This is a genomic window from Actinocrispum wychmicini (genome assembly GCF_004345645.1).
Classification (GTDB): domain Bacteria; phylum Actinomycetota; class Actinomycetes; order Mycobacteriales; family Pseudonocardiaceae; genus Kibdelosporangium; species Kibdelosporangium wychmicini.
Genome location: NZ_SLWS01000025.1, coordinates 23,671 through 47,061 on the forward strand (window position 1 = coordinate 23,671; position 23,391 = coordinate 47,061).

The 23,391-nt window shown below is 69.5% G+C and carries 20 protein-coding genes; 5 read left to right on the plus strand and 15 right to left on the minus strand.

Annotated features, from left to right (window positions below; genetic code table 11):
* Positions 1 to 41: 41 nt before the first annotated feature.
* Entirely contained in the window at positions 42 to 743 is a 702-nt protein-coding gene (locus tag EV192_RS53025) for a FadR/GntR family transcriptional regulator (protein WP_132126469.1), read from the plus strand.
* The gene (locus EV192_RS53030) at positions 740 to 1,474 is read left to right on the plus strand and encodes a cache domain-containing protein (RefSeq protein WP_243727651.1); all 735 of its coding nucleotides are present in this window, start codon (positions 740 to 742) and stop codon (positions 1,472 to 1,474) included. Before EV192_RS53025 ends, EV192_RS53030 begins: the two co-directional genes overlap by 4 nt.
* Here the strand turns inward: EV192_RS53030 and EV192_RS53035 are convergent.
* Positions 1,458 to 2,048: a Uma2 family endonuclease gene (locus EV192_RS53035; RefSeq protein ID WP_132126450.1), complete on the minus strand. Its 591-nt coding sequence runs from the start codon at positions 2,046 to 2,048 to the stop codon at positions 1,458 to 1,460. The genes EV192_RS53030 and EV192_RS53035 overlap by 17 nt on opposite strands.
* Before the next feature lie 144 nt (positions 2,049 to 2,192).
* Here EV192_RS53035 and EV192_RS53040 point away from each other — a divergent pair, with 144 nt between their 5' ends.
* Entirely contained in the window at positions 2,193 to 2,462 is a 270-nt protein-coding gene (locus EV192_RS53040; RefSeq protein WP_132126451.1) for a hypothetical protein, read from the plus strand.
* Here the strand turns inward: EV192_RS53040 and EV192_RS53045 are convergent.
* Positions 2,444 to 3,532 (minus strand): serine hydrolase domain-containing protein, encoded by a 1,089-nt coding sequence (locus tag EV192_RS53045; protein ID WP_132126452.1) that lies wholly within the window; start codon positions 3,530 to 3,532, stop codon positions 2,444 to 2,446. The two genes, EV192_RS53040 and EV192_RS53045, sit on opposite strands and share 19 nt — an antisense overlap.
* Positions 3,533 to 3,590: 58 nt before the next feature.
* On the opposite strand from EV192_RS53045, the gene EV192_RS53050 reads away from it, so the two are divergent.
* Entirely contained in the window at positions 3,591 to 4,580 is a 990-nt protein-coding gene (locus tag EV192_RS53050) for a small ribosomal subunit Rsm22 family protein (protein WP_132126453.1), read from the plus strand.
* Here EV192_RS53050 and EV192_RS53055 read toward each other — a convergent pair.
* From EV192_RS53055 to EV192_RS53115, 13 genes are all read right to left on the minus strand, one after another.
* Positions 4,564 to 5,439 carry a tetratricopeptide repeat protein gene (locus tag EV192_RS53055; RefSeq protein ID WP_132126454.1) on the minus strand — a complete coding sequence of 292 codons (876 nt, stop codon included), beginning with the start codon at positions 5,437 to 5,439 and terminating at the stop codon, positions 4,564 to 4,566. The two genes, EV192_RS53050 and EV192_RS53055, sit on opposite strands and share 17 nt — an antisense overlap.
* Positions 5,436 to 7,934 carry an Hsp70 family protein gene (locus EV192_RS53060; protein WP_132126455.1) on the minus strand — a complete coding sequence of 833 codons (2,499 nt, stop codon included), beginning with the start codon at positions 7,932 to 7,934 and terminating at the stop codon, positions 5,436 to 5,438. The genes EV192_RS53055 and EV192_RS53060 overlap by 4 nt, the downstream gene beginning before the upstream one ends.
* Positions 7,927 to 8,508, minus strand: coding sequence for a hypothetical protein (locus EV192_RS53065; RefSeq protein WP_132126456.1), 582 nt, complete (start codon positions 8,506 to 8,508; stop codon positions 7,927 to 7,929). Before EV192_RS53065 ends, EV192_RS53060 begins: the two co-directional genes overlap by 8 nt.
* Positions 8,505 to 9,887 (minus strand): hypothetical protein, encoded by a 1,383-nt coding sequence (locus tag EV192_RS53070; protein WP_132126457.1) that lies wholly within the window; start codon positions 9,885 to 9,887, stop codon positions 8,505 to 8,507. The genes EV192_RS53065 and EV192_RS53070 overlap by 4 nt, the downstream gene beginning before the upstream one ends.
* The gene (locus tag EV192_RS53075) at positions 9,872 to 11,497 is read right to left on the minus strand and encodes a DUF998 domain-containing protein (protein ID WP_132126458.1); all 1,626 of its coding nucleotides are present in this window, start codon (positions 11,495 to 11,497) and stop codon (positions 9,872 to 9,874) included. Before EV192_RS53075 ends, EV192_RS53070 begins: the two co-directional genes overlap by 16 nt.
* Positions 11,494 to 12,585: a serine/threonine-protein kinase gene (locus tag EV192_RS53080; protein ID WP_132126459.1), complete on the minus strand. Its 1,092-nt coding sequence runs from the start codon at positions 12,583 to 12,585 to the stop codon at positions 11,494 to 11,496. Before EV192_RS53080 ends, EV192_RS53075 begins: the two co-directional genes overlap by 4 nt.
* A gap of 188 nt (positions 12,586 to 12,773) precedes the next feature.
* Positions 12,774 to 14,078, minus strand: a complete 1,305-nt coding sequence (locus EV192_RS53085; RefSeq protein ID WP_132126460.1) for a class I SAM-dependent methyltransferase — start codon at positions 14,076 to 14,078, stop codon at positions 12,774 to 12,776.
* Positions 14,079 to 14,103: 25 nt separating this feature from the next.
* The gene (locus EV192_RS53090) at positions 14,104 to 14,418 is read right to left on the minus strand and encodes a hypothetical protein (protein ID WP_207926989.1); all 315 of its coding nucleotides are present in this window, start codon (positions 14,416 to 14,418) and stop codon (positions 14,104 to 14,106) included.
* A gap of 25 nt (positions 14,419 to 14,443) precedes the next feature.
* Positions 14,444 to 15,055: an ATP-dependent Clp protease proteolytic subunit gene (locus EV192_RS53095; protein ID WP_132126462.1), complete on the minus strand. Its 612-nt coding sequence runs from the start codon at positions 15,053 to 15,055 to the stop codon at positions 14,444 to 14,446.
* Positions 15,056 to 15,149: 94 nt separating this feature from the next.
* Positions 15,150 to 17,507, minus strand: coding sequence for a helix-turn-helix transcriptional regulator (locus tag EV192_RS53100; protein ID WP_132126463.1), 2,358 nt, complete (start codon positions 17,505 to 17,507; stop codon positions 15,150 to 15,152).
* A gap of 148 nt (positions 17,508 to 17,655) precedes the next feature.
* The gene (locus EV192_RS53105; RefSeq protein WP_132126464.1) at positions 17,656 to 18,663 is read right to left on the minus strand and encodes a hypothetical protein; all 1,008 of its coding nucleotides are present in this window, start codon (positions 18,661 to 18,663) and stop codon (positions 17,656 to 17,658) included.
* Positions 18,660 to 20,129: a P-loop NTPase family protein gene (locus EV192_RS53110; RefSeq protein ID WP_132126465.1), complete on the minus strand. Its 1,470-nt coding sequence runs from the start codon at positions 20,127 to 20,129 to the stop codon at positions 18,660 to 18,662. The genes EV192_RS53105 and EV192_RS53110 overlap by 4 nt, the downstream gene beginning before the upstream one ends.
* Before the next feature lie 56 nt (positions 20,130 to 20,185).
* Positions 20,186 to 21,166: an IniB N-terminal domain-containing protein gene (locus EV192_RS53115; RefSeq protein WP_132126466.1), complete on the minus strand. Its 981-nt coding sequence runs from the start codon at positions 21,164 to 21,166 to the stop codon at positions 20,186 to 20,188.
* A gap of 195 nt (positions 21,167 to 21,361) precedes the next feature.
* On the opposite strand from EV192_RS53115, the gene EV192_RS53120 reads away from it, so the two are divergent.
* The gene (locus EV192_RS53120) at positions 21,362 to 23,023 is read left to right on the plus strand and encodes an Hsp70 family protein (protein ID WP_132126467.1); all 1,662 of its coding nucleotides are present in this window, start codon (positions 21,362 to 21,364) and stop codon (positions 23,021 to 23,023) included.
* Positions 23,024 to 23,391: the final 368 nt, after the last annotated feature.

Consider the following 23,391-nt stretch of genomic DNA (forward strand, 5'->3'; position numbering starts at 1 on the left):
GAAAGGCACCCATGGGGATTTCGCACAGCGCGCGGTCAGCCATGTTCGCGCCGCTGGACCAGCTGGGACGGGCCGAGGCGGTGGCGGCCCGCCTGGTCGACGCGATCAACCTCGGCCTGCTCGCCGACGCCGAACAGCTGCCGAGCGAGGCCGAACTCGCCGCCCAGTTCGGCGTCGCCACGGTGACCGTGCGTGAAGCCCTGGTGGCCCTCAGGCAGCAGGGCCTGGTCGAAACCCGCCGCGGCCGGGGCGGCGGAAGCTTCGTCCGGGCGCCCCGGACACCGTCGCCGTGGCAGGACCGGCTGCGGGCCGTGTCCTTGAGCGACCTCCGGGACGTCGGCGACCACTATGTGGCGATCGCCGGGGCCGCCGCGAGACTGGCCGCCGAACGCAGCTCGCCCGAGGACGTCGAGCGCCTGCGGCTCGCCACCGAAGACCTGCGGACCGCGTACGGCGCCGAGGCCGCCCGCGCGGAACGCCATTTCCACCTGGAGATCGCGGCCGCCGCCCAGTCACCGCGGCTCACCCACCAGGAGGTTCAACTCCAGGGCGAAGGCGGCGGGCTGCTCTGGCTGCCGTTGGGTGCCGAAGAGAGCCACCGGGAGGCCTACGCTGAGCACCTGGCAATCACCGAGGCGATCGCCGACGCGGACGGCGCCCTGGCCCGCTCGTTGACCGAGGAGCACATCCTCGGCGCGCTCGACCGGCTGGCCGAGGCGCATCTGCGGCTGGTGACGCCGTGAGCGCGGCCGAGGTGAGCACGGTGGAGCACGGCGACGAGGTCGTTGAGCGGGTCGCGACCCTGGTGGAAGGCATCTTCGACCGCCTCAAGCCCTTACTCGCCGCGACCGAGGCCGTCCTCGCCGAGAACCTGCCCGCGGAAAGCCTGCACACCCTGCGGCCCCAAGTGTTCGACGCGCTCGGCGGCCTGGTGATCGGCGCCGGCTTCGTCAGCGCCCCCCACGTCCTCGCCGACCAGGAGTTCGGCTTCGAGTGGTGGACCGCCGGCAACCCGCCCGAGCAACTGTTCATCAGCCTCGACCCGACGAGCGACAACTTCCTCGACTACACCCGCCAGTCCTGGTACACGGTCCCCCGCGACACCGACCGCCGCCACGTCAACGGCCCCTACGTCGACTACCTCTGCACCGACGAGTACACCCTCACCTTCACCCTGCCCGCCCACCGCCACGGCACGTTCGCCGGAGTGGTCGGCGCGGACGTGTACGTGCGCGAGTTCGAGCACGCGGTCCGTCCCATGTTGCGGTCCTTGGGCCGGCGCGCGTCCCTGGTGAACGCTCAGGGCCGGGTCATCGTCTCTAACAGTGTTAGAGACGCGACTGGGTCACTGGTCCGGGAGGTCGACGTCCCCGCCTGGTGGACATCGGGGGCGACACCGTCCACATCGAACGGACGAGCCCTGCGCCGCTGCGGCGACTCCCCCATCACCCTGTTGGTCAGCGCGACCTCTTGAGCAACGCGGACAGATCCAGGTCGATCGGCACAGGCGCTGCCGTGATGGTGGCTGAACCATCTGTCTGGATCCTGTTCTCGGCAACGTAGCTGCCGTCCACGAACCGGTGCGCGGTAAGCGTCATGCCGGCCAGATCGTGTCCCCGGTCAATGGTCCACACAAAGGGCACACCAGCCACGGTGTAACCCGCCATCTTGTCCTCGCGTTCCTCGCGCGGATTTCCGGGCGACCAGATCTCGACAATCAGAGCAAGCTCCTCCGGACCGAAACTCACCCCGGCCGGTTCCCTTGTCGACACAACGAGATCCGGGATGACCATCAGCCGCCGGCCCGTGGAGATCCGCACGTTGGGCGCTGGGACCACATACAGATCGGTTCGCCCGCAAGCTGCGAACGCATCCTCCAGCGGGCGGATCAGCCGACCGGCCGCGTACTGGTGTGTAGTGGAGGGTGCGGGAGTCACGTGCAGGTATCCCCAAAGCAGTTCGAGACGCGACCCGTCCGCCGGAGGGTCCATCGCCAGCCAGTCCTTGACCGTGAACGGGCCGAGCGGATGTTCCAGAGCAGCGGACACGCTCCACCTCCAGGTTCGACTCCAACGACGATCAGTGTCCCACACTAACAACCGGAGCGCTCGTTGGCGATCACTCGATCGGGTTGACCAGCACCGACGCTATCCTCACCGCCCGCACCCCACCAACAGGAGGAACAAAGCTCGATGCTCGGCCCAGACCTACCTGCCCCACACGAACTGTTCGACGTCGACACCTGGCTGCGCCGCTGGCCAAGCGGCACACACAGGACCGAACTCTGCCGCGGCGTGCTCGTGTTCTCCGGCGAGTTCGACCACCGGGACGTCGAGATCGCCCAGCGCGCCTACCCTGGCCGGCAGGTCGTCCTCAACGAAGGCGGTGGGATCGAGATCCACCCCGGCAACGTCCCACCACCTTCGATCTTCAAACGCCGCGCTCACCTCAGGCCGGTGTAGGCGGTGGTCATGAAGGACATGGCTCGTTCGTCGGGGGCTGTCCGGGGGTCCATCATCTGGTTCATGGCGTAGGCCACTGTCAGGCGGGCGGTGGGGTCGACCATCACTATGGAGCCGCCCCAGCCGCCCCACGCGCAGGTGTTGCCGAACAGGGCGTAGCCCATGCCCCAGCGCATCGACATGCCGAGGAGCTGGTCTTCGCCGTTGAACTGTTCTTCCGAGGCACGCGCGCAACCCGCTTCCGACAAGAGCCGGATACCCCGGGCTGTGCCGCCGTTGGCGAGGACCGACTGCACGGCGGCCATTGAGCGGGCGTTGCCGATGCCGCCGGTGGCTGGGAACTCCGTGCGGCGCCAGGTCAGGGAGTTTCCTTCGCTGAGGCGGATTCCGTGTTCGGGTCCGTACACCTGGGTGCCGGCGGTCCAGTCTCCGTCCGGGGATTCCGGTGGGGCGATGCTGAGGGACACCCTGTGGTCGTGTTCGGCGGGCAGGGTGATGTGGAAGTCGGCGCCGAGGGGACCGGCGACTTCCTCGGCGAAGAAGGTGGCGAGGGTACGGCCGGTGGCGCGGCGGACCACCTCGCCGACCAGGTGGCCGAAGGTCATCGAGTGGTAGCCGGCCGCTGTTCCCGGTTCCCATTGGGGGGTCTGGCGGGCGAGCAGTGCTGTGGCGCGGTCCCAGTCGAGGAGGTCTTCGCGGGCGATCGGCGGGTCCCAGTCGGGGAGGCCGGCGGTGTGCGACAGCGCGTGCCTGACGAGCACGTTGGTGGCTCTGAACTCGGGCCAGTACTTGGCGACCGGGGCGTCCAGGTCGATCACGCCGCGGTCGGCGAGGATCAACGCGCACAACGCTGTCATGGTTTTGGTGCTGGAGAACACGTTGGTGATCGTGTCGCGCTCCCACGGCTTTGTCCTGGTCGCGTCGGCGTAACCGCCCCAGATGTCGACGACCGGTTGGTCGCCCAGGTACACCGCTACTGACGCGCCCACATCCGCCTTGTCCAACGACTCTGCCAGGGCGTCGCGTACGGCTTCGAAACGTTTGTCGCACGTTCCGTGAATCTCGGTCACGGGAGCAAATGTCCCATCGCGGTCAACCGAATTTGCGGGCCTGGCAAGATGTCCGGTTGTGGTCGCACTCCCGCATGCCCTTCAGTCCGCCTTGGACACCGCGTTGCGCCGGTATCCACCGGCCCACCTCGCGCAGGCTGTCCAGCAGCTCACCAGCCGGTACCGATCGGGTGAGGCGGCCAACGAGCCGATCATGGCGTCCGACCTCCAGGTCGCCGCGTACGCCGGTTACCGGATGCCGGCGACCTACGCGGCCGTCCACGCGGCGCTGACCCAGGTCGCCGAAGTGGCGACCGGGTTCGAGCCGGCGACCCTGGTCGACGTCGGCGGCGGCACCGGCAGTGCGTTGTGGGCGGCCCAAGCGATCTGGCCGTCGCTGGCCGAGGCGACCGTGGTCGAACAGGTGCCGCGGGTGCTGGCGTTGGGTCAACGGCTCGCGTCGGCCGCCGACACATCGGTGATACAGCAGGCCACTTGGCGGCAGGGGGTCATCGATCCCGGCGAGCCCGCTCCCGACGCCGATCTGATAACACTGTCCTACGTACTCGGCGAACTGCGGCCGGAAGCGCGAGACGAAGCCGTTCGATGGCTCGCGAGCGAGGCGGGGATGGTCGTCATCGTCGAACCGGGTACCCCTGCGGGGTATGAGCGGATCGTCCAGGCGCGGGACGTTCTCCTCGACAAAGGACTGTCCATTGTGGCGCCGTGCCCGCACGGCAACGAATGTCCAGTGCCGCGCGGGAAGGACTGGTGCCACTTCGCCGCACGGCTCCCCCGGCTCGGGTTCCACCAGCTGATCAAGGAGGGCACGCTGAACTTCGAGGACGAGAAGTTCGCCTACGTCGCCGCCTCGACCACCGAGTGGCCACGGGTGGACAACCGAATTGTCCGGCATCCGCAGAAACGCAAGGGTCTGGTGTCGATCAGACTGTGTACACAGGACGGACGGCTCGCCGACGAGATCGTCACGAAGCGCCACGGTGATCGTTACCGTGGCGCCCGCGACGTCGGTTGGGGCGACGGCTGGCCGGTCACTGAGCCGGAGTGACCAGCAGGGTCACCGTCCGGTTCTTCTCCGGTGTGGTCCCCAGGTGCGGTGCGGCCGACTGGTCGGCCGACATCGCGGTGAACGCCGTCATCGGCAGGCCGGACGCGTCGGCCAGCGCCTGCGCGGCGGTGGCCGCCCGGTCCATCGCGACGGCCGAGCCACCGGTGGCCGGGCCGGGGCCGAGCGCCAGACCGTGGCCGAGGACCGTCACCTTGACGTTCCGGCCGGTCAGCAAGCGGCCCCACTCGGTCAGCCGGCGACGCCCCACGGCGGTGAGCTGGCTGCCGTTCGGGGCGAACAGGCCGTCGTCGAAGACGACGCTGATCTGGTTGCCGTTCGGGGCGACCCGCACGCCAGGCGTACGCAGTTCGTCCACAAGGGACTGCGACGGCGCCTGGTTCTGCGGCTTGGACTCCGACGACGGGGCCGCCGTGACGGTCTGCACCTGAGGCGTCACCACACTCGGCTGAGCGTTGGCGACCGTATTGTCGTTGCCCGGTAACGCGATCAGTGCCGCCGCGCCGGCGACCACAACCGCCGCGGCCACGCCCGTCCCCACGGCGAACGCCGGGAACGGGTGTTTGCGTCGCTTGCCCGCTGTGATGTCCGCGATCAGTCGCGTGCCAGCCAGGGCGGAACTGTTGCGAGGGTCGGCGGCCAGGATCTGCCGCCACGTCGTGTCGGCCGTGGCCAGGTCGCCGCGTTGGGCGTGCACCCTGGCCAGCAGGTCCTGCGAAGCCGGATCCGGCAGCGCGGACAGCACGCGCGCCGCCGCGTCCAGGTCGCCCGCCCGAGCCAGCTCCGCCGCCTCAGCCCGGCGGAGCTCCTCGGTGAACGCGAAGGTAACAGGCTGGTTCACCGGCGGCGTCCGTTCTTGTGGCTGGTCACGCCACCCTCCGACGGGTCGGGCAGGTCCGCCGGCCACAGCCGGCGCAGCCTGCTGTTGATGCCGGGCAACGACCGCCAGTCCTGCTCGGCGATCGCCTCGTCGCCCTCGGCGATCAGCGCCCGCGCCTTCACCGGGGACGTGAGCTTGTGCTGGTTCTCCCGGTAGTAGTAGAAGACGCTGATGTCGAGCGTGCCGTCCCGCTTCATCATCACGGTCTCCAGGGCGCACGCCCTGGTGTACAGCTCGTTCACGGTCGCCGAGTCCGGTTCGCGGCGGGCCTGCTCGGTGCGCCGCTCGATCTCCTCCAGCTCGGCGCGGTCGTCCGCGTCACCGAGCCGGCTGACCAGTTCCCGGCAGTGCGCGAGGACGGTCTTCAGGTCGGTCATCCGGCCGGGCAGCTTGACCTCCTTCTCCACCTTGTCCAGTTCGGACTGGATCTCGCGGAGCTGCTGGTCGGCCGCTGCCGCGGCGCCGTCGTCGTTGGCCGCCGCCCGCACCTCGTTCTTCGCCTGCGACACCCGGCGTTCCTCGTCGAGCTGGTCCAGCCGGGCCTGCGCGGGCTGGGAACCGGACTTGTCCGCCGACTCCCGCAGCTGGTCCAGCCGTTCCTGCACCTCCCGCAGCTCGCGTTCGAGGTCCTCCAGGTTCGGCGCCTGCACGTTGGACAGGTCGATGTCGGCCTCGAACTGCTCGTCCACCAACGGCACGTCGGCGACCACGGTGACCCGCCGCGACTCGTCCACCTCGATGGTGACCTCCACGTCACTGCCCCTCGGCAGGTCCACGCGGACGTCCTTGGGCCGGATCTCGATCAGGCCGACCTGCAGGTTGCGGTCGCCGCGGTCGTTCTCGCCCTCCACGATCGGGATGCGGATGGCCGCGTCCGGGTCGGTGCGGTGCAGGGCCACCGTGGTGTGGAAGATCTTGCGCGCGGTCGCCGGCAGCCGCGTGCCCTTGTCCAGGATCGACGCGAACGACTTGTCCGCTTCGGACAGTCCGAGCGAGTTGGTGAGCACCGCGCCGCCCGGCTCGTTCAGCCAGTGCGTGACGGTGACCGTGGCCGGGGTGACCTTCTCGGTGATCCCGTTCTGGCCCACCAGCTTCACGCTGAACGTGGACGCGGTCTGCTCGTCCACCTGCACCTCGGTCACGAACGTGCCCTCGGCGTCCAGCGTGACCTGCGGGGTGCGGAACGGCGGCTTGCCCTCCGGGTTGTCCAGCACGACGTGGAACCGCGTCCAGTCCTGGTCGGTCGCGCTCTCGAACCGACCGGCCACCGGGACCGTCCGCAGGCTCGTCGTCCGCGGGAACCGAAGGTCCACGGTGAACTCACCGGCCACCGGGCGGATCTTCGGCCGGTCCAGTGCGACCGTGCTGGCGAACACGGCGGCGCCCCGGGCGACCACGGTCGTCGGGTCCTGGGTGTGGTCCAGTTCGATGCCGAGGCCGGTCTTCGAGTCGGCCAGCAGCGCGCGCAGGCCGGGTGCCAGGGTGGCGCCGCCGACCAGCAGCAGGCGGTCGATGTCGCCCGGGTTGAGGTTGGCGTTGGCCAACGCGTCCCGGCACAGGTTCACCGCCCGGATGTAGTACGGCTCCGCGACCCGGTCGACCTCGCCGCGCTGCATGGTGTACTCGAACGTCTCGGTCTCGCCGTTGATGTCCAGGTCCACCATGACGATGGTCTTCTCCAGGCGGGACAGCGCGATCTTGGCCTCTTCGGCGGCCCACTTGAGCCGCATGAAGTTCAGCTTCCACGCCGGGTTGTTCCGGGTGAACTCGGCCAACCCGAACGCCTCCGCCGCGGCCGGCGCGAGCACCCGGTCCACAATGGCCCAGTCGATGAGCTTGCCGCCCAGGTGCGGGTCGCCGGCGTGGTCGAGCACGCGCAGCTCGCCCTCGTGCGTGCTGACCACGGCGGCGTCGAACGTGCCGCCGCCGAGGTCGAACACCATCCAGTACGCCTCGGCGCTCTCGTTCTGGAAGCCGTACGCGAACGCCGCTGCCGTCGGCTCCTGCACCAGCGGGCACGCGCCGAAGCCGGCGATCGCGGCCGCCTCGCTGGTGGCGTTGTTCTGGTGCAACCGGAACGCGGCCGGGACGGTGATCACCGCGGCCTGCGGCGGCTCTCCGAACTGGGCGGCCGCGTCGTCCCGCAGCGACTTGAGCACTTCAGCGGACAGTTGTTGCGGGGTCAGGGAAATGCCGGCCGTCTTGAACTCGCGGACCGTGCCGTCCAGGCCCATCTCCTGCTTGAACTCGGCGTGCGCGTTCTCGTTGCCCTTGTAGATGCGGTCCCGGGCGCTGCGGCCCACGTTGGTCACCCCGGGCTTGGGGATCCAGACCGCGGACGGCGTGTAGTCCCAGCCGTCGTTGTTCTTGACGACGAACACGTCGCCGTCCTGCACGACCGCGATGGCACTGTTGGTGGTGCCCAGGTCGATCCCGAAGTCGATGGTGTCACGCACTGGCGTCTTCCTCCCCTGTGTCCTCTGTGTGCTGAGCCGCCGGGCTGCCGACGATCACTTGTCCCATCTGGATTCGCTTGTCCGCCAGGTAGACCGAGGGACGGACGGTCTCCTGCACCATCTCCACCCGCAACGACGGATCATCCTGGTACGCCAGCACTTCCAGGGAGAGTCCCGGGTGGTACTCGTCGCCGTCGTGCTCCTGGATCAACACACCCGCCTGACGCAGCGCGTCGTGCGTCGCCACCAGCAGCCGGCCGACGCGCTTGGCCTCGCGCGGGTTCTCGTCGGCGAACTTGGTGATCCTGCGCTGCGCCCGCCACAGGTTCGTGGCGGCTTCGGCCAGGTCCTTCTCCCGCAGCACCGGACCAGCCGGCGCCTGCGGCTGAACGTCCTGTGTGGACTGTGCGGACTGGGTGGACCTCTTGGCCGCGGCGAGGGTGTCGGCGACGTCGTCGAGCAGCCGCGCCAGCCGGATCCGTTCGCTCGCGGTCCACTCCGGCTCGGCGATCCGGAACGGCTCGTGATACCGCCGTTGTCGCCGTTCCACGCGCCATCGCGCGAGCCCGCTCATTCCCGGTACCACCTCTCTGCCAGCCGGTAGCTCAACGCGAGCGTCACCGGCATGGTCACGACGAACATCGCAAGACACCACAGCACGGGTGCCATCGAAGGCTGCATGAACCACAGGACGTTCATGGCGGCGAACAGGACCTCAACCGCCCGGGGCAGAATCAGCCGCGCCTCCGCCGGGCAGTAACGCTCGACGTACGCGAGGGTCAGCGGCACCGGCGCGAGCAGGACCACCAGCAGGGACGCGAACACCCAGTGCATCCCCAGGACACCGGCCGCGAGATCGGCCCAACCCGCCACCAGCCCGAGACTCAGGACCGCGACGAGGGTCCACCACAGCGGCCCGGACCGGTTCATCCCGGTCACCTTGGCCGGACGCCCACGACCGCCCGGCTCCCGAGCCAGGTTGCGCTTGATGATCACCTTGTCGTCGGGGTCCACCGCGAGCCGACTGGCCTGCCGCAACAACCGCTGCGAATCCTCACGGTCGGTCAACGCCAGGGCACAGTCGTTGAGCGTCGTCGAGATCTTCTGACGCAAGGTGGCCGACCGGGGAAACCGGTTGTGCGGCAACAGGGTCTCCAGCAGATCCGCGTCCCGCGGCAGCTCCCGGCCGGCCCGGCGGGCGGCCTCAGAGACCTTGCCCGCGTCTTTCAGCGCGTTGATCTCCTTGAGGCGTGCGGCGATCCGGTCGCAGGCGGGCAGCCCGGCGTACGCGCGTGCCTCGTTGACGACGTCGGCGTCGAAGGGCCAGTCGTCGATCAGGTTCGCCAGCCCGGCCGACCGTCGAGCCAGCGTCGCCTGCGGCCGCAGCAGCGCGCTCGGCATCGCCGACCGCAGTCCATCCACAGTGGACTCATCCAGCCGCCGGTCGGCGAGCGCGGTCATCCGCTCGCGCACGTGCTCCCAGAACTCCGCGACCCCGAGCGCCGCCATCCACGCGTCCACCACCGCCGCCCACAGGCGTTCCCGGTCGGCGGTACGCGCCGCAGCCTCGGCGTCCAGTGCCCTGGCGTGCGCGTCCACAGCGTCATCATGCCGTTCGTGGAGTCCGCGTGGGCAGGCGCACTCACCAGGCTCGCCCCACCACCAGAACAGCTCGTGCACGAGCCGGCGGTCGGCACGCTCCAACTGATCGAACGCGGCCCGCGCGTCCGACTCCGACGGCGGTCGGGGCAACGGGAGCCGCTTGTCGCCGCTGAACGCCATCAGGTCGAAGCTGCCCAGCACCATCTGCCGCCGCTGCCGCACCGCACGCGCGCCCGCGTTCGTCGCCAGGCCGGTGACCCGAAACGGATTCGTCCGGTACAGGCCCGGTTCGGCCATGTCCAGCAGGAGGCCGGCCGCCGCCCTGGCCCGGCCGGTCACCGCAGCCCCCATTTCTCCGTCAGTTTCTTGCCGATCCAGGTGGTGACCGGCAGCGACGCGACCAACAACCCGAGACTCCACCACGCCGCCGGCCCGTGATTGGCCGCCGAGGACAGAAACCACAGGATGGACAGGAAGAACGCGATCATCCCGACGCCGGAGAAGCCCTTGCCGAGCCGCCGGTACCGATCGACGTAGCTGATGGTCAACGGAACGACCGCCAGCACCATGGCCACGAACACGGTCACCCCCGTCGCCAGGCCAGACGACTGCGTGATGCCCACCACGGCCGCGACCAGCCCGAGGCACATGGCCAGGTTGAAGAACCAGGTGTACGGCGCGGTCGGCAGCGGCTGCGGCTGGCCGGTCTTCGCGGTGATCAGGTTGCGCCGCACGTAGTCGATATCCGCGCGCTGCTTGGGGGTGGTCGCCGTGTCGTCGAGCTTGCGGAGCAGTTCGAACGCCTCGTCGTAACGGTGGGCGTTGATCAGCTCGGTGGTCCGCTGCCACAGGCTGCCCTCGTCCTGCGGCACGGCGGCCGTCGGCCGTGGCGGGGGCACCGCGGACGTGGCCCGGGTGGTCCCCGCCGACCGGAAGTCGTCCAGGTTGCCCTGCATGATGTCGCGGTCGGACTGTTCCACCACGATGTCCAGCGCGTGCTCGTACAGCGCGATCTTCAGCTGCTGCTGGTCCAGGGTGAGCGGGTCGGTCATCGCGAACGCGCAGTTGTTGAGCGTGATGGCGATCTGGTTGCGCAGCGCGGACGACCGGCGGAACCGCTCGTGCGGGACCACGGCCTCCAGCACGTCCGCGGCGTCCGGTAACTCGTTGATCGCCCGCTGGGTGGCCTTCTCCACCTCCTCCCGGTCGCGCAGCCCCTGGATCTCCTTGACCTGGGCGTCGATCCGTTCGTACGCGGGCGCCGCCGCGTGCGAACGGGCGTCGTCGATGATGTCCTCGTCGACGTCCCAGACGTCCAGCAGGTTGGCCAGGTCGGCCGACTCCGCCGTCCGGCGGACCAGCACGGCCTGTGGCTGGAGGAGCGCGCGGGGCATGGTGGTGCGTAATCCGTCCAATGTGGACTCGTCGAGCCGGCGGTCGGACAGCGCGCCGATCCGGTACCGCACATGGTCCCAGAACGCGTCCTCGTCCAACGCGTCGATCCACGCGTCCGCGGCGTCCGCCCACAGGTCGACCCGGTCACCCCGGCTGACCTCCTCGTCGGCCGCCTCCGCGTCCAGCGCCTTGGCGTGCTGTTCGACCGCGAGGTCGTGCAGCTCGTGCACCTCCGCCGGGCATTCGCACTTGCCGGGCTCGCCCCACCACCAGAACAGCTCGTCCACCAGGCGCCGGTCCGGCCGCTCCAGCTCGTCGAACGCCGCGCGCACGTCGTCCGCCTTCGGCGGCGTCGGCAACGGCAGCCGCTCGTCGTTCACCGTGGGGTCCTTGCCGAGGTCGATGATGCCCATGACCATCTGGCGTCGCTGGCGCACCTCACGCGCGCCCGCGCCGGTGGCCAGGCCCGTGACCCGGAACGGATTCGTCCGGTACACGTCCGGGCCGGCCATCTCCAGCAACAATTCCGCCGCGGCCCGGCCGCGGCCCACATCGCTCTCGGTCACATCATCACCCCACGGCGCCACAGCGTGAGCAGGTGGACATAACGCGCCCGTACCGCGGGCGAAAGGGTCACCGCTTCCTCCATCACATCCGCCGCGTCCTGCAAGGTCGCCGCCGTCCTGGCCAGTTCCCGGGCCCGGCCGGCCATCTGCCAGGCCCGTTGTTCCCCCGATGGATTTCCCGACCGCGTGCCGCTGGACTTCGCCACCGGCGCCGCCTCGGGCTCCGCCTCGTTCTTGGTCGCCTCCAGCCGGGTCCGCAGCTGGTCGGCGAGCACCACCGCGTTCGGCGTCCGCTCGGTGGGATCGATCGCCAACGCGCGCAGCACGATCCGGTCCAGCTCCTCGTCGATGTTCTCGTTGAAGGAGCTCGGCGGCAGCGGCGCGTCCCGGTACATGTGCACCGAGAACGTGTGGAACGGGCTGCCGTCGTGGAACGGGTGCTTGTTGGTCAACAGCCGGTAGGCGATGGTGCCCAACGACCACACGTCGCTCGCGCAGGAGTAGCCCTCCATGCGTTGGACTTCCGGCGCCATGAACGCATACGTACCCTGTGCGCTCGCCAGCTGCGTCACCGGGTCGGCCCGTTTGGACAGGCCGAAGTCGCTCAGCCGCACGCGCATGCCCTTGTCGTCGTACCCGACGAGCACGTTGGCGAGCGTGAGGTCCCGGTGCAGGATCGGCGGCGACTGTTGGTGCGCGACCACCAGCGCGGCCGTGATCTGTTCGATGACCTGGACCGCGACAGGCAACGGCACGGGCGTGTCCTCGTGCACGCGGACGAGCCGTTGCAGGTTGCCGCCGGCGATGTACTCCATGGTGAAGTACCCGCGTCGGCCGTCGGCGGTCTCCAGGGTGTTCGCGTCGAACAATCTAACGATGTTAGGGTGACCGAGCGTGGACAGCAGGCGGGCCTCGTCGAGCATCGCGTTGGTCTCGTCCAGAGTGGCCACTCGCTTGAACAGTTTCATCGCCTGCCAGCCAAGAATCTTGTGCCGCACCCGGTGCACCTCCGCGTACGCCCCTTCGCCGAGCAGCCGGTCGACAACCAGCGTCTCGTTCACCCGCGTGCCGCTTGCTAGCAGTGCCATCACCCAGTTCCCCTTCGGAAGTCACCTGCGAGCGCCACGGTCCTGAGCGTATCGATCGCATGACTTAAGACTCATGGGAACGAGTTGGAAACTAAATGCCATTTGACCTTCGCGAGACACCCGCAATATGTACCCGATGGTCGTGGGGACTCCTCCCACCGGGCGGGCTGTCGCGATTTCCACCTACGTCACAGCACGGCCGACGGGGCCAACGGAGGCGGTGTCACCGGGCTCATCGCCACATGGCCGACATGGTTGCGCCAGGCGTCCCTGCCCGCGCCGCGAAGCACTTCGACCGCGTGATCGACGAAGCCCTCGCCGTCGAGCCGCCCGGCGAGCACGGCACTGCACCGCGCCAGGTCGTCGGCCGGCATGTCCACCGGGGCACCGCCGAGATATCCGTCCGCTCCCCGGACGCACACGCCGAGCCCGGTCAGCATCGCGTCGAGCCGTTCGTCGAAGCGCCGCCGGAAATCCGCGTCGGCGCGGAGTGTGCCGACAGTGTGGGCGTTGGCGAGGTTCTCCAGGTTGTCGTCGTGCAGGGCGTACCACGGCGCCAGCTCGATCGGCCGGGCGTTCTCGACGCTGACCGCGAACTCCCGCGCCACCAGCTGGTCGGCTTCCTTGCGGTACACGGTGTAACGGGAGGCGGCCGAGTCCGTCCAGTTGCTGCCGCAGACGAACAGCCCGCCCGGCCGCAGCAGGCCCGTCACCCAGTCCAGGGCGCGCCGCCGGAACGGGTGGTCGAAGTACATGAACACGTTCATGCAGCGGACCACGTCGGCCCCGCCCGGCAGCTCGAACTCGCCGATGCCACCCGGGACGAGCTCCAGGTTGCCGGTTTCGTAACGCCGCATCGGATCACGGACCAGCGTGCCGTGCTCGTCGCCGACCTCGTTCGCGGTGGACAGCCGAGGCAGCAGCCGGTCCAGCAGGCCGCGGAACCGGGCGCGGGTGCCGGCCGGGTCGGGGTCGAAGTTCCCGGACTGGTAATACCGCAGCCGGTGGTCGTCGTCAAAGCAGGCGTAGGCGCCGTCGGCGTCCAGCACCAGATAGCGGCCGAACGCGGGATCCACGCCGACCACCCGCCAGTCGCCCAGTCGTCGCGCGGTGTCCATCGTGGTGAACGGCGGGAAGCCACAGCCGAGGTCCACGAACACCCCGGTGCCCGTGGGCCGGTGCCACGGATTGCCGGCGACGTACTCGTCCAGCTTGCGGTGCCGGCCGGCCATGGTGACCGGCGGGACCAGACCGGACCACGCGCTGGGCACCGTCCGCGGCACGCTGAACCCGATCATCCACGCGGTCAGCAGGCTCAGATCAGCCGGATCCTGCCGCGCCACCCGCATCAGCCGGAACGCCCGGTCCGCCAACGCCTGAGCGTCCGCCGAAGCCTCGGCCAACCCACGCAGTTCCGCGACGACAGCGCGCGAAAGACGCCGGTCGAAGTACGCGGCGTTCCACCGGTCGACGATCCCCTCCACCCCAGGCACACCCCCACCATGCCAGAGCGGCCGCTTACCCGCCCTCGGTCTTGTCCTGGATCAGGACGCGTTCGGTCCGGCGTTGGGCGTCCAGCAGGAGCATCGCGCGGGTGAGGGTCGGCGCGTAGATCTCCTTCTCGCCTCGGTCGACCATGGCCTCCAGGGCCTTGACGAGTTCGCGCGCGGCGGAGACAAGGGCTTGGGCCGCGTGCGTGACCGCGATCGTGGGAATCCGGCCGGGTTCGTGGGCCGGATTGAGCCGGCCCATCAGGTCGACCGCGCGCAGGTAGTGGTGGACCAGGTCCTGCTCGGCCCGGGTCATGCCGGGCAGGGGTGCGTCTTTGTCCATGTCCACCATGGTTGGTTCAGTCGGTTCAGGGCTGCGCCGACAGCTTCCGGTACGGCATCACCTCGTCGGCGATACCGTACTCGACCGTCTCCTTGGCTGGCAGGATCAGGTTGCGCTCGACGTCCTGGTGGACCTGCTCCGGGGTCCGCCCGGTGTGCCGGGCCAGGGTCCGCTCCATCAGCGTACGCATCCGCTGGATCTCGGCCGACTGGATCTCCAGGTCGGTGACCTGGCCGGACGCGCCCTCGATGGACGGCTGGTGGATCAGGGTGGTGGAGTTCGGCAGCACGAACCGCTTGCCCGGGGAGCCGGCGGCGAGGATCAGGGCGGCGGCCGACGCGGCCATGCCGAGGCACACGGTCTGGATGTCCGGGCTGACGTACTGCATGGTGTCGTAGATCGCGGTCATCGAGGTGAACGAGCCGCCGGGCGAGTTGATGTACATGACGATGTCGCGCTCGGGGTTGTCGGCTTCGAGGTAGATGAGCTGCGCCATCACGTCGTTGGCGGAGGCGTCGTCGATCTGCACGCCGAGGAACACGATTCGTTCCTCGAACAACTTGTTGTACGGGTTGGACTCCTTCACGCCGTAGCTCGTTCGCTCCACGAAACTCGGCAGCACGTAACGGGATTTCATCGCCCCGCTCCTCTCCGTGTCGGTCCACGGTAGCGTGGCCGGCGGCCGGCGGGCAGCCCTGTTCGCCGGCGGCTGACTTCCCCTAGGTGTCCACTTAGGACCGCCGAGGCAGTTCCGGCGCCGGGTGTAGGGCGATCGCGCGCAGCTGGGTGAGCATCTCGCTGCGGTTCGTGGCGCCGAGACGCTGGCGGATGCGGGCGACATGGTGCTCGACGGTCTTCGCGGAGATGAAGAGCTTGTCGCCGACCTGTTTGTACGTCATCCCTTGCAGGATCAGGTCGGCGACCTCCTGTTCGCGTTCGCTCAGCGGACAGGGCAGGTCGGACGCGGGTGGCTGGCGGACCGGCCGGCGGCGGGTCTGGTGCTGCCGGGCCTGCAGGCCGCGGGCGCGGTCGAGCAGGCTGACCATGGCCTTGCGGTCCGATGTGCGGATGGCCGCCTCGCTGGCCAGCCGCGCGCTGTCCCACCACAGGCCGGCTTCGAGCAACGCGCCGGTCGCGGCCTGGACCTGGTCCGGGTCGACCCGGGCGGTGGTGACGTCGAGCCAGCACGTCGCCGCCTGGGTCAGCGCCGAACCGTAGGACGTGTGGTTGGCGGCGAGGACCGCGATGTGGCCGCGGGCCGCGTCCAGGTTCTCGGCGATCAGGGCCGCGTGCACGCCGGCCCAGTGCAGCGGGGTCGCCCACAGTGGCGGATCGCCGAGGCGGTGCAGAATCGCGAGCGCGTCGCCGGGCGCCGTACCGAGGCTGGCCGTGTCCCGCAGCCGGGCCGACGCGACCACGAACTCGGCGAGCGGCAGGATCGTGAACAGGTCGACCGGATGCCGCACCAGGCACTCGCCGACCTGCTGCCACGCGCGGCGCAACGCCGGGGTGTCGCCGGACCGCCGGGCGAGGCCGATCTCCAGTGCCACAAGGAAAAGCCGGTCTCTTGGCTCGTGCGCGCCGAGCCCGTCGACCAGCTCGCCCGCCTCTTCGAGCCGGCCATTACACATGTTGATCCACGCCCGCAGCAACGTGTGCCGGGTGCGCATGACAGCACCGCCCATCGAGCCCGCACTGTCCAAAACGGACTCGGCAACACCAGTCGCGCCACAGTGCAACGCGACGAGCGCGGCCAGCGCCGCCGGGCTGTCGGGCAACAGCGCGTCCCGGCCGGCGGGCTCCAGCAACGCGGAAGACCTGACGAGCAACGACAACGCCGTCACCTGACTGCCCGACACCGACAGTCGCACTCCTTCGGCCATCAGCGCGGCGGCGCCGTCCAGCAACGTCGGCGGTCCGTCGGCGTGTGTCACGGACGTCGCCGTCAGGTCTCCGACGGCGATGGACGCGATCGACGCGAGGGCCTTGTCACCCGCCCATCCGTACAGTTCCGCGCTGCGCGCCCACTGGCCGCGATGTGCCAGTGCGGCCGCCGCGACCCGTGCCGCGGACGCGTCGCCTGCCCCGACGGCTTGGTCGGCGAGGCGCAAGGCGGTGTCCAGGTCGCCGGACAACGCGGCAGCGCGCGCCCAGTCCGCGACGACCGACCTCAGCGGACGGCCCGCGGACACGGCCGCGCCGAACAGTTCGGCCGCCGCCGCCGGGTCGTCGCCGACGACCTCACGGGCAGCCATGTCGAGCACTGTGGCGACGGTCGGTCCGGTGGCACCGCTGCCGAGGAGGAACCGGGCGAACGGCAGGATCGGCTCGGTGCCGTCCAGCCGCAGTTCGGCGAGCCGTTGCAGGACACCGAGATACAGCTCGGCGGGCACGAACTCGGCGACGGCCCGCGCGCACAACGGCAGCAATGTCCCGTCCTGGCTCAGGAAACCGGTCGCCCGCGCGGCGCGCATCACCTCGGCCACACCGTCGCTGTCCCGGCCGAGGAGATCGCCGAGCAGGTCGATCCGCAGCCCGGCGCCGGCGTGCACGGCCACCAGATAACGCAGCACGTCCCGATCAAGCGACTCCAGGTCGAACCGCAGCGACCGGGCCGCCGCCTCGCCGTCCCGGGCCACCCGCGCGACCCACCGCGGCACTCCCCCGGTCAGGCCGTGCACGGCTTCGGCGCCCTCGCCGAGCAGCCGCTTGACCGAGATGACGTCCCACGGACCCAGCTGGCTTCGGTCCAGGACGAGCATGAGATCCGTCAGCTCCGCGGGCCACGGCCATGGCCTGCACGCCACGACCATGCGGGCGCAATGACTGTCCCGCAGGCGGGCCAGTTGCGCTCCGGTCAGCAGGTGGGCGTTGTCGACGAGGGTCACGGCGCCGCTCGCCGGCTCGCCCGTGACCGTGTCGACACCCGCGTCCTGGTAGGCGTTCGCGATCTCGCGCAGCAGGGTCGACTTGCCGTAGCCGCCGGGGGCGACGATGGCCAGCCGGAGCGGCGCCGCCGGGTCGGCGGTGATCGCGGTGAGCAGTCTTCTGGTCTGATCGGTCAGCAGCGGACCCGCGGATGGGCGCATTTCCGGCCCCTCTCGGCAGAACACTTCGGTTCACCGGGCATTCCGGCGAACCGTGAAGTTGTTTCAGCAAGAAGGGCGGCCACCCTGTGGGCAGGTTTTTTCTACCCGATGACCCGATCGCACGCCATACCCGGATGCCCGATCGTGATCAGGCGATTTCCGTCAACAGACCTTCGCATGTCCGGACAACGACCCGAGCGGCCGCCACGCACTGCCGGTTCGACAACGGATTTTCCGCCAGCCGCCGCCACCGCACCAGCGCGGCCAGTGCCGCCTGACGGGGGTCGGCGGCGTCGCCCAGCCCAAGTCTGCTGGTCACGGCCGCGCCGTGGCCGCCGAGCAGCCGCTGCGCCTGGGCCGCCAACTCCGCCGGCATGGCGATCCGACCTTCGCGCAAACTGTCGAGGACACGTATCTCCGCGAATTCGTGCGCGCCCGCCCGCAGCCGTTCCACTTCGGCCCGCAACGGCCCCAGGTGTTCCAGGGCATTGAGCGCGGACCGGGCTTTCAGAAGACGGGTACGGGACTGGAACTGGATCCTGATTTGTTCCCGAAGATCGTCGATTCCGCTGCGCCGGGACAGCTCGCCAGCCAGTTTTTCCGGGGTGTCGAATCCCTGGCGCAGCAGGGTCACCGCCAACCGGAGACCGAACATGCCGAATCGTTCGACCAGGCCGTGGTCGGCCACCCGGTCGGCGGACATCAGCCGGGCGTCCACCTCGACGCGGGGCATGCCGGCCAGTGCCGTGAGCGTCGCGAAATCCGCCTCGCGCATGGTGTTGGCTGTGCTCGCGAGCAACGCCGCGACCGGGATCACGGTCTCCGGGTAGACCCGGGCGACCTGCCGGGCGGAGGTCATGGCGTCGAGCCGGCCGCCGGTGATCTCGTCCGCTCTGGCCAGCACGAGGACCGCCGGCTGCTCGCGCACGGTCCGCCGGTAGTGGCCGCACCGGAAGAGGTGGATGACCGCGTCGGGCTCGCCGGTCACGAGGTGGATGTCCGCCAGCGCCACCCGCAGTGTCCTCTTGCCCGCCTTCGGCGGTCCGGTGACGGCGATCCGCAGGGGCTCGTCCAGCCGGGCCCAGTGTCGCGCCGCCTCCGGATACACCTTCCGGGTCCGCCACAGCAGGTCGGTCACGTCGTCAGTGAGGCTCATCGGACCAGCGCCATTCGGGAAACGAGTGGATCAGCCTGTTCACATTCGCTTTCGGAATACATCAGCCGGGCCAGCCGGGCCAGGTTGCCGACCCGGTCCAGTTCGGCGCGCACGTCCCGGACCCGCGCGTCCCGGTCCGTCCGGGCTTCGCGCGCGGCGACCATGGCGTCAGCGAGCGCACGCTGGGTCTGTTCGGCGTGGGCGGCGAAGTGGTTCCGCAGCGTCCGCTGGACGTCTCTGAGCAGGTCGCGGCACTGTTTGCCGGCCTGGAAGACGACGTCGTCGATGTGCTTGCGGACCGCGGTCTTGGCCTCCGCCTGACGGCGTTGCAGCATCCGCTTGCGTTCGTCGTGCACGGTCTTGCCGCCCAGCAGCAGGCCCGCGCCCACGGACAGCGGGTTGATCAGGGCGACGCCGGCGACCGTGCTGAGCATCCCGATCATCAGCGTGCCGCCGTAGCCGCCGCGCATGCCCACGATGAGTTTCTGGCCCAGGCCGAACTTCTCGGCCGCGACCGGCTGGTAGGCCTTGACGTCGACGACGTGCCGCCCGGCGATCTCGGGCAACGCGTGGGTCTCGAACATGTCCGCGACCTGGGCGGCGAGCCATTCGGCCCGGCCCATCATCCAGTCGAACGTGGCCTCGGTGCAGTCCAGCTCGCGCTGCCGCAGCCACTCGGCGAACTCCTCCCCCACTTTCGGCGGGTCGACCACGTCCAGTTGGGCCTCGGCCACCCTGAGCACGTCCCGCAGGCGTTCCCGCAGGTCGTGTTCGATGTCCGCGATGAGGTCGGCGATGCCGTCGTTGAGGGTCTGCTGCCACCGGACGCCTCGTTGCCGGACCGCGGCCTGTTCCAGCTCGGCCACCGGGTCGGGGTACGCGGCCAGCGAGGACTCCAGGCCGGCGGCCAACTCCTCGGTCACGGCCAGTACCTCGTGGGCCGCGGACCGTTTGGCCAGCCACGGCCCGGTCAGGCCGCGCAGGAACGCCGTCAACGCGGGAAAACCGGATTCCTCGAACAGGTCGACCGAGTTCAGGCGGACAGCGTGCTGCCGGAGGTCCACGGACACCGGGATCACGTCGGGCGCGTGGGCACGGTCCAGGGCGGCGACCTCCCGCCAGGACGGGTAGAGGTCCGTCTTGGTGAGTACGCACGTCACGGTCGGGCACGCCGAGCGGACCTGCGTCAACAGGGCCAGTTCGCTGTCGGTGTACTCCTGGGACGCGTCCGAGACGAACACCACGGCGTCGGCGTCGTGGATGGCCGTCGGATCGTCCAAAACAGACAGTGGCAGACCCGCGAGTGCCATGGCCAGGCTGGTCTTTCCCTGGTTGGGTTCGCCGACCAGGGCCACCCGCAGGTCAGGCGCGAGTGCCCGGCCGCGCCGCAGCCGGTCGGCCAGGTCCGGTCGTTCGTACGCGTTCGCCGCCTTGACGGCGATGTCGATGAGCTCAGCCGGAGTCACGGAGCCTCCCGTCCACGGTGAAGGGGAGGTGCCCGGCGCGGGGCACCTCCCTTGGCTTACGGCAGGACCAACAGGTGGTTGTGCGATGCGATGTCGACATCGTTGTGGGACAGCACGTCGTCGTGCGAGTCGACGTGGTTGTGCGAGTTGAGGTCGTCGTGCGAGTCGTTGTGCGAGGCGATGTCGTTGTGGGAGTTGACATCGTCGTGTGAATCGTTGTGCGACGCGATGTCGTTGTTCGACGCCGTCGTGTTGTTCGACGCCGTGGTGTTGTGCGAGTCGGCACTGTTGTGGGAGTCCGTGCTGTTGTGCGAATCGGTGCTGTTGTGCGAGTCCGTGTGGGACTGCGTGGTGGTGCCGTTGTTGCCGGTGACCGCGACGTCGCCCGCGCCGAAGTTCGTGATGTGGGCGTGGGTGGAGTTGTCGTCGGCCGATCCGCTGGCGCCGCCGTCGCCGATCGCGACCGCACTGCCGTTGTTGGCGGAGACGTCGTGGAGTTGGTACGCGTCGCCGCTGCCGAAGCTGGTGGCGCCGTCGCCCGTGCTGACGTCGTTGCCGTGGCCGACCACGTTGTGGTCGCCGGTGGCGATGTCCTTGGCGTCGTGGCCGGCGGCGACCGCGCCGGCGCCGGAGGCGATCACCGGGTCGTTGTCGAACGTCTGGATGACCGGGCCGTGCGCCCAGATGTTCTGGTTCACGGAGTTGTCGAGCACGGTGTCGTGGCTGTCGGTGTACGTGTACGTGTTCGTGATGTACTCGAACTGGTGGACGACCCCGTCCATGCCGTGCCCGCCGTGCATCGGGTGCGGCGGCGGGGGCACCGCCGGGTGCACGGACACGTTGGCGTTGCCGACGTCGTACGACCGGTTCAGCGAGACGTGACTGTTGTCGACCACCAGCGGTAGCACGTCGTGCACGTCCTGTGCGCACAGCCCGTGGAAGCCGTTCTTGTCGAGCGTGCCCTGCGGGTCGCTCCGGAATTCCTGCGCGGCTTGGGGATCACGCAGCAGGGAGAGGATGAAGTCGAGGAGGCTCACGGCGACTCCTTTCGATGGGAGGTCACCCAAGGTAGATACGCCCGGCCCGGTTGTTCATCGGGCGGTTTCCCCCATCGGCGCGTTGGGGGGATAGGGGAAAACCCCTCGTTCTGGGCCGGCGGCGGCCGGATCGGTTAACTTCGCGCCGGCTCCGCGCGATCCCAGCGCGTCTGGTTCGGCGGAGAAGGGATCACCATGCCGTATCGACTCGGGATCGACATCGGCACGACGTTCACGGCCGCGGCCGTCTGCCGGCCCGGCGCCACTGTCCAAAGTGAACTCGTGCCGTTGGGGACTCGCTCGACCAGTGTGCCTTCGGTGCTGTTCCTCGACGAGGACATCCTTGTGGTGGGCGAGGCGGCGGAGCGCCGGGCGGTGACCGACCCGGAGCGGGTGGTCCGGGACTTCAAGAGAAGGATGGGCGACGGTACGCCGATCCTGGTCGGCGACCGGCCATATCATGCCCATGACCTGGTCGCGTTGCTGGCGCGCTGGGTTGTCGACCGGGTGACCGAACGCGAGGGCTCAGCGCCGGACAGCATCGCCGTCACCTACCCGGCGGCTTGGGGTCCGCATCGCGAGTCGTTGCTGCGTAACGCTTTGGACACAGCCGGCGTGACGGCGACGCTGCTGACCGAGCCGCAGGCGGCCGCCCTACAGTACGCCTCGGCCTCTCGTGTGGAGCCGGGCAGCACGTTCGCCGTCTATGACCTTGGCGGCGGCACGTTCGACGCGGTCGTGGTGCGCAAGACGGCCGCGGGCTCCTTCGACCTGCTGGGCCCGGCCGGCGGGATCGACCAGTTGGGCGGCATCGACATCGACGACGCGATTGTCGACCACGTTCTCGCCGACCTGCCCGAACCTTCGGACCCGATGGTGATGGCGCGGCTGCGCCGCGACTGCACGGAGGCCAAGGAAGCCCTGTCCTCGGACACCGAGACAACAATTCCCGTGCTCGAGCCACGCACCCAGGTGCGGCTGTGCCGAGCGGAGTTCGACAAGCTGGTCCGCCCCATTCTCGACTCGACTGTCCACTCGTTGCGGCGTGCGATCCAGTCGGCGGATGTCGACCCAGCAGACCTCACGTCGGTCCTACTGGTCGGCGGGTCGTCGCGGATTCCGTTGGTGAGCACGCTGATCACCTCGGCAATAGGTCGTCCGGTGGCGGTGGACGCTGATCCCAAAGGTGTGGTCGCGCTCGGCGCGGCACTCGCGGCCCACCACGCGGTCGCTCCACCTGTCGAGACGCTCCCGATTCCCGCGCCGCGCCGCCCGGACCACGACACGACCCCACCAGATCTGCGCCGCCCTCGAACCCACCTGCGCCGGACCAAGATCGTGTTGACCACGCTGGCGATGCTGCTGCTCGCACTGGCCGTGTTCCCGTCCCCCTTCTCCTCGAAGACCGGCACGTCCCCAACCAACAACCCAGACCAACAACCAGCCGGCGCGGCCAACCCACCCGGCACACCCCCACCCGGCGCCACCCAACCCGGTGTCACCAAGAAGCGAACACCCGGCCAACCCGTAACCGCCGACAAAGCCCCCACCGCCACCAAGGACTCCCCCACACCTCTCAACGCCCCCCAACCGGCACCCGCGGAGCAGGTCCGCGCAGCAGCACCGAACAACGCCGCCACCCCACAGCCCCCACCCGAGGCGACCGCAGAGCAAGCCCCAGCACCTCGGGAGGCAACGTCAGAGGCACCGCCACCACCACCCCCGCCCCCGGCACCCCCAGTCGCGGCAGCCCCACCACCGCCACCCCCCACACCCGAATCCACACCGGACGCACCCCCACCACCAAGCACAGAACCAAGCCCACCACCACCAACCTCCAACCCACCAACCTCCTGAGGCACTACCCGCCAAACAAGTCCCGAGCAATAGCAGCCGGAGCAACCCGAGTCGGCGCGCCCGCGCAAAGAACCGTTCTGCCGCAACAGGATCCTCGACATCCACACCGAACCCACGCGCGCCGACAGAGCCCCGGGTCAACGCGTGCCCCTTAGCCGCTCTGTCAATGCGCGCCCGCGCAACAGGGCTTGGCTTCGTGTCCTCTCTCCCGGCCGACCTGTGCTTTGCAAACCATGGGTGTCAAGGGGTGCGCCTACGGGACCCGGCCCCGGGACAATGCCGCGTAGTTAGAGGGTTGGTGGTGGTGTCGAGATGGGTGGTGGGTTGAGGGTGTAGTGGCCTTTGGTGGTTTTGGTGAGGTGGCCGTG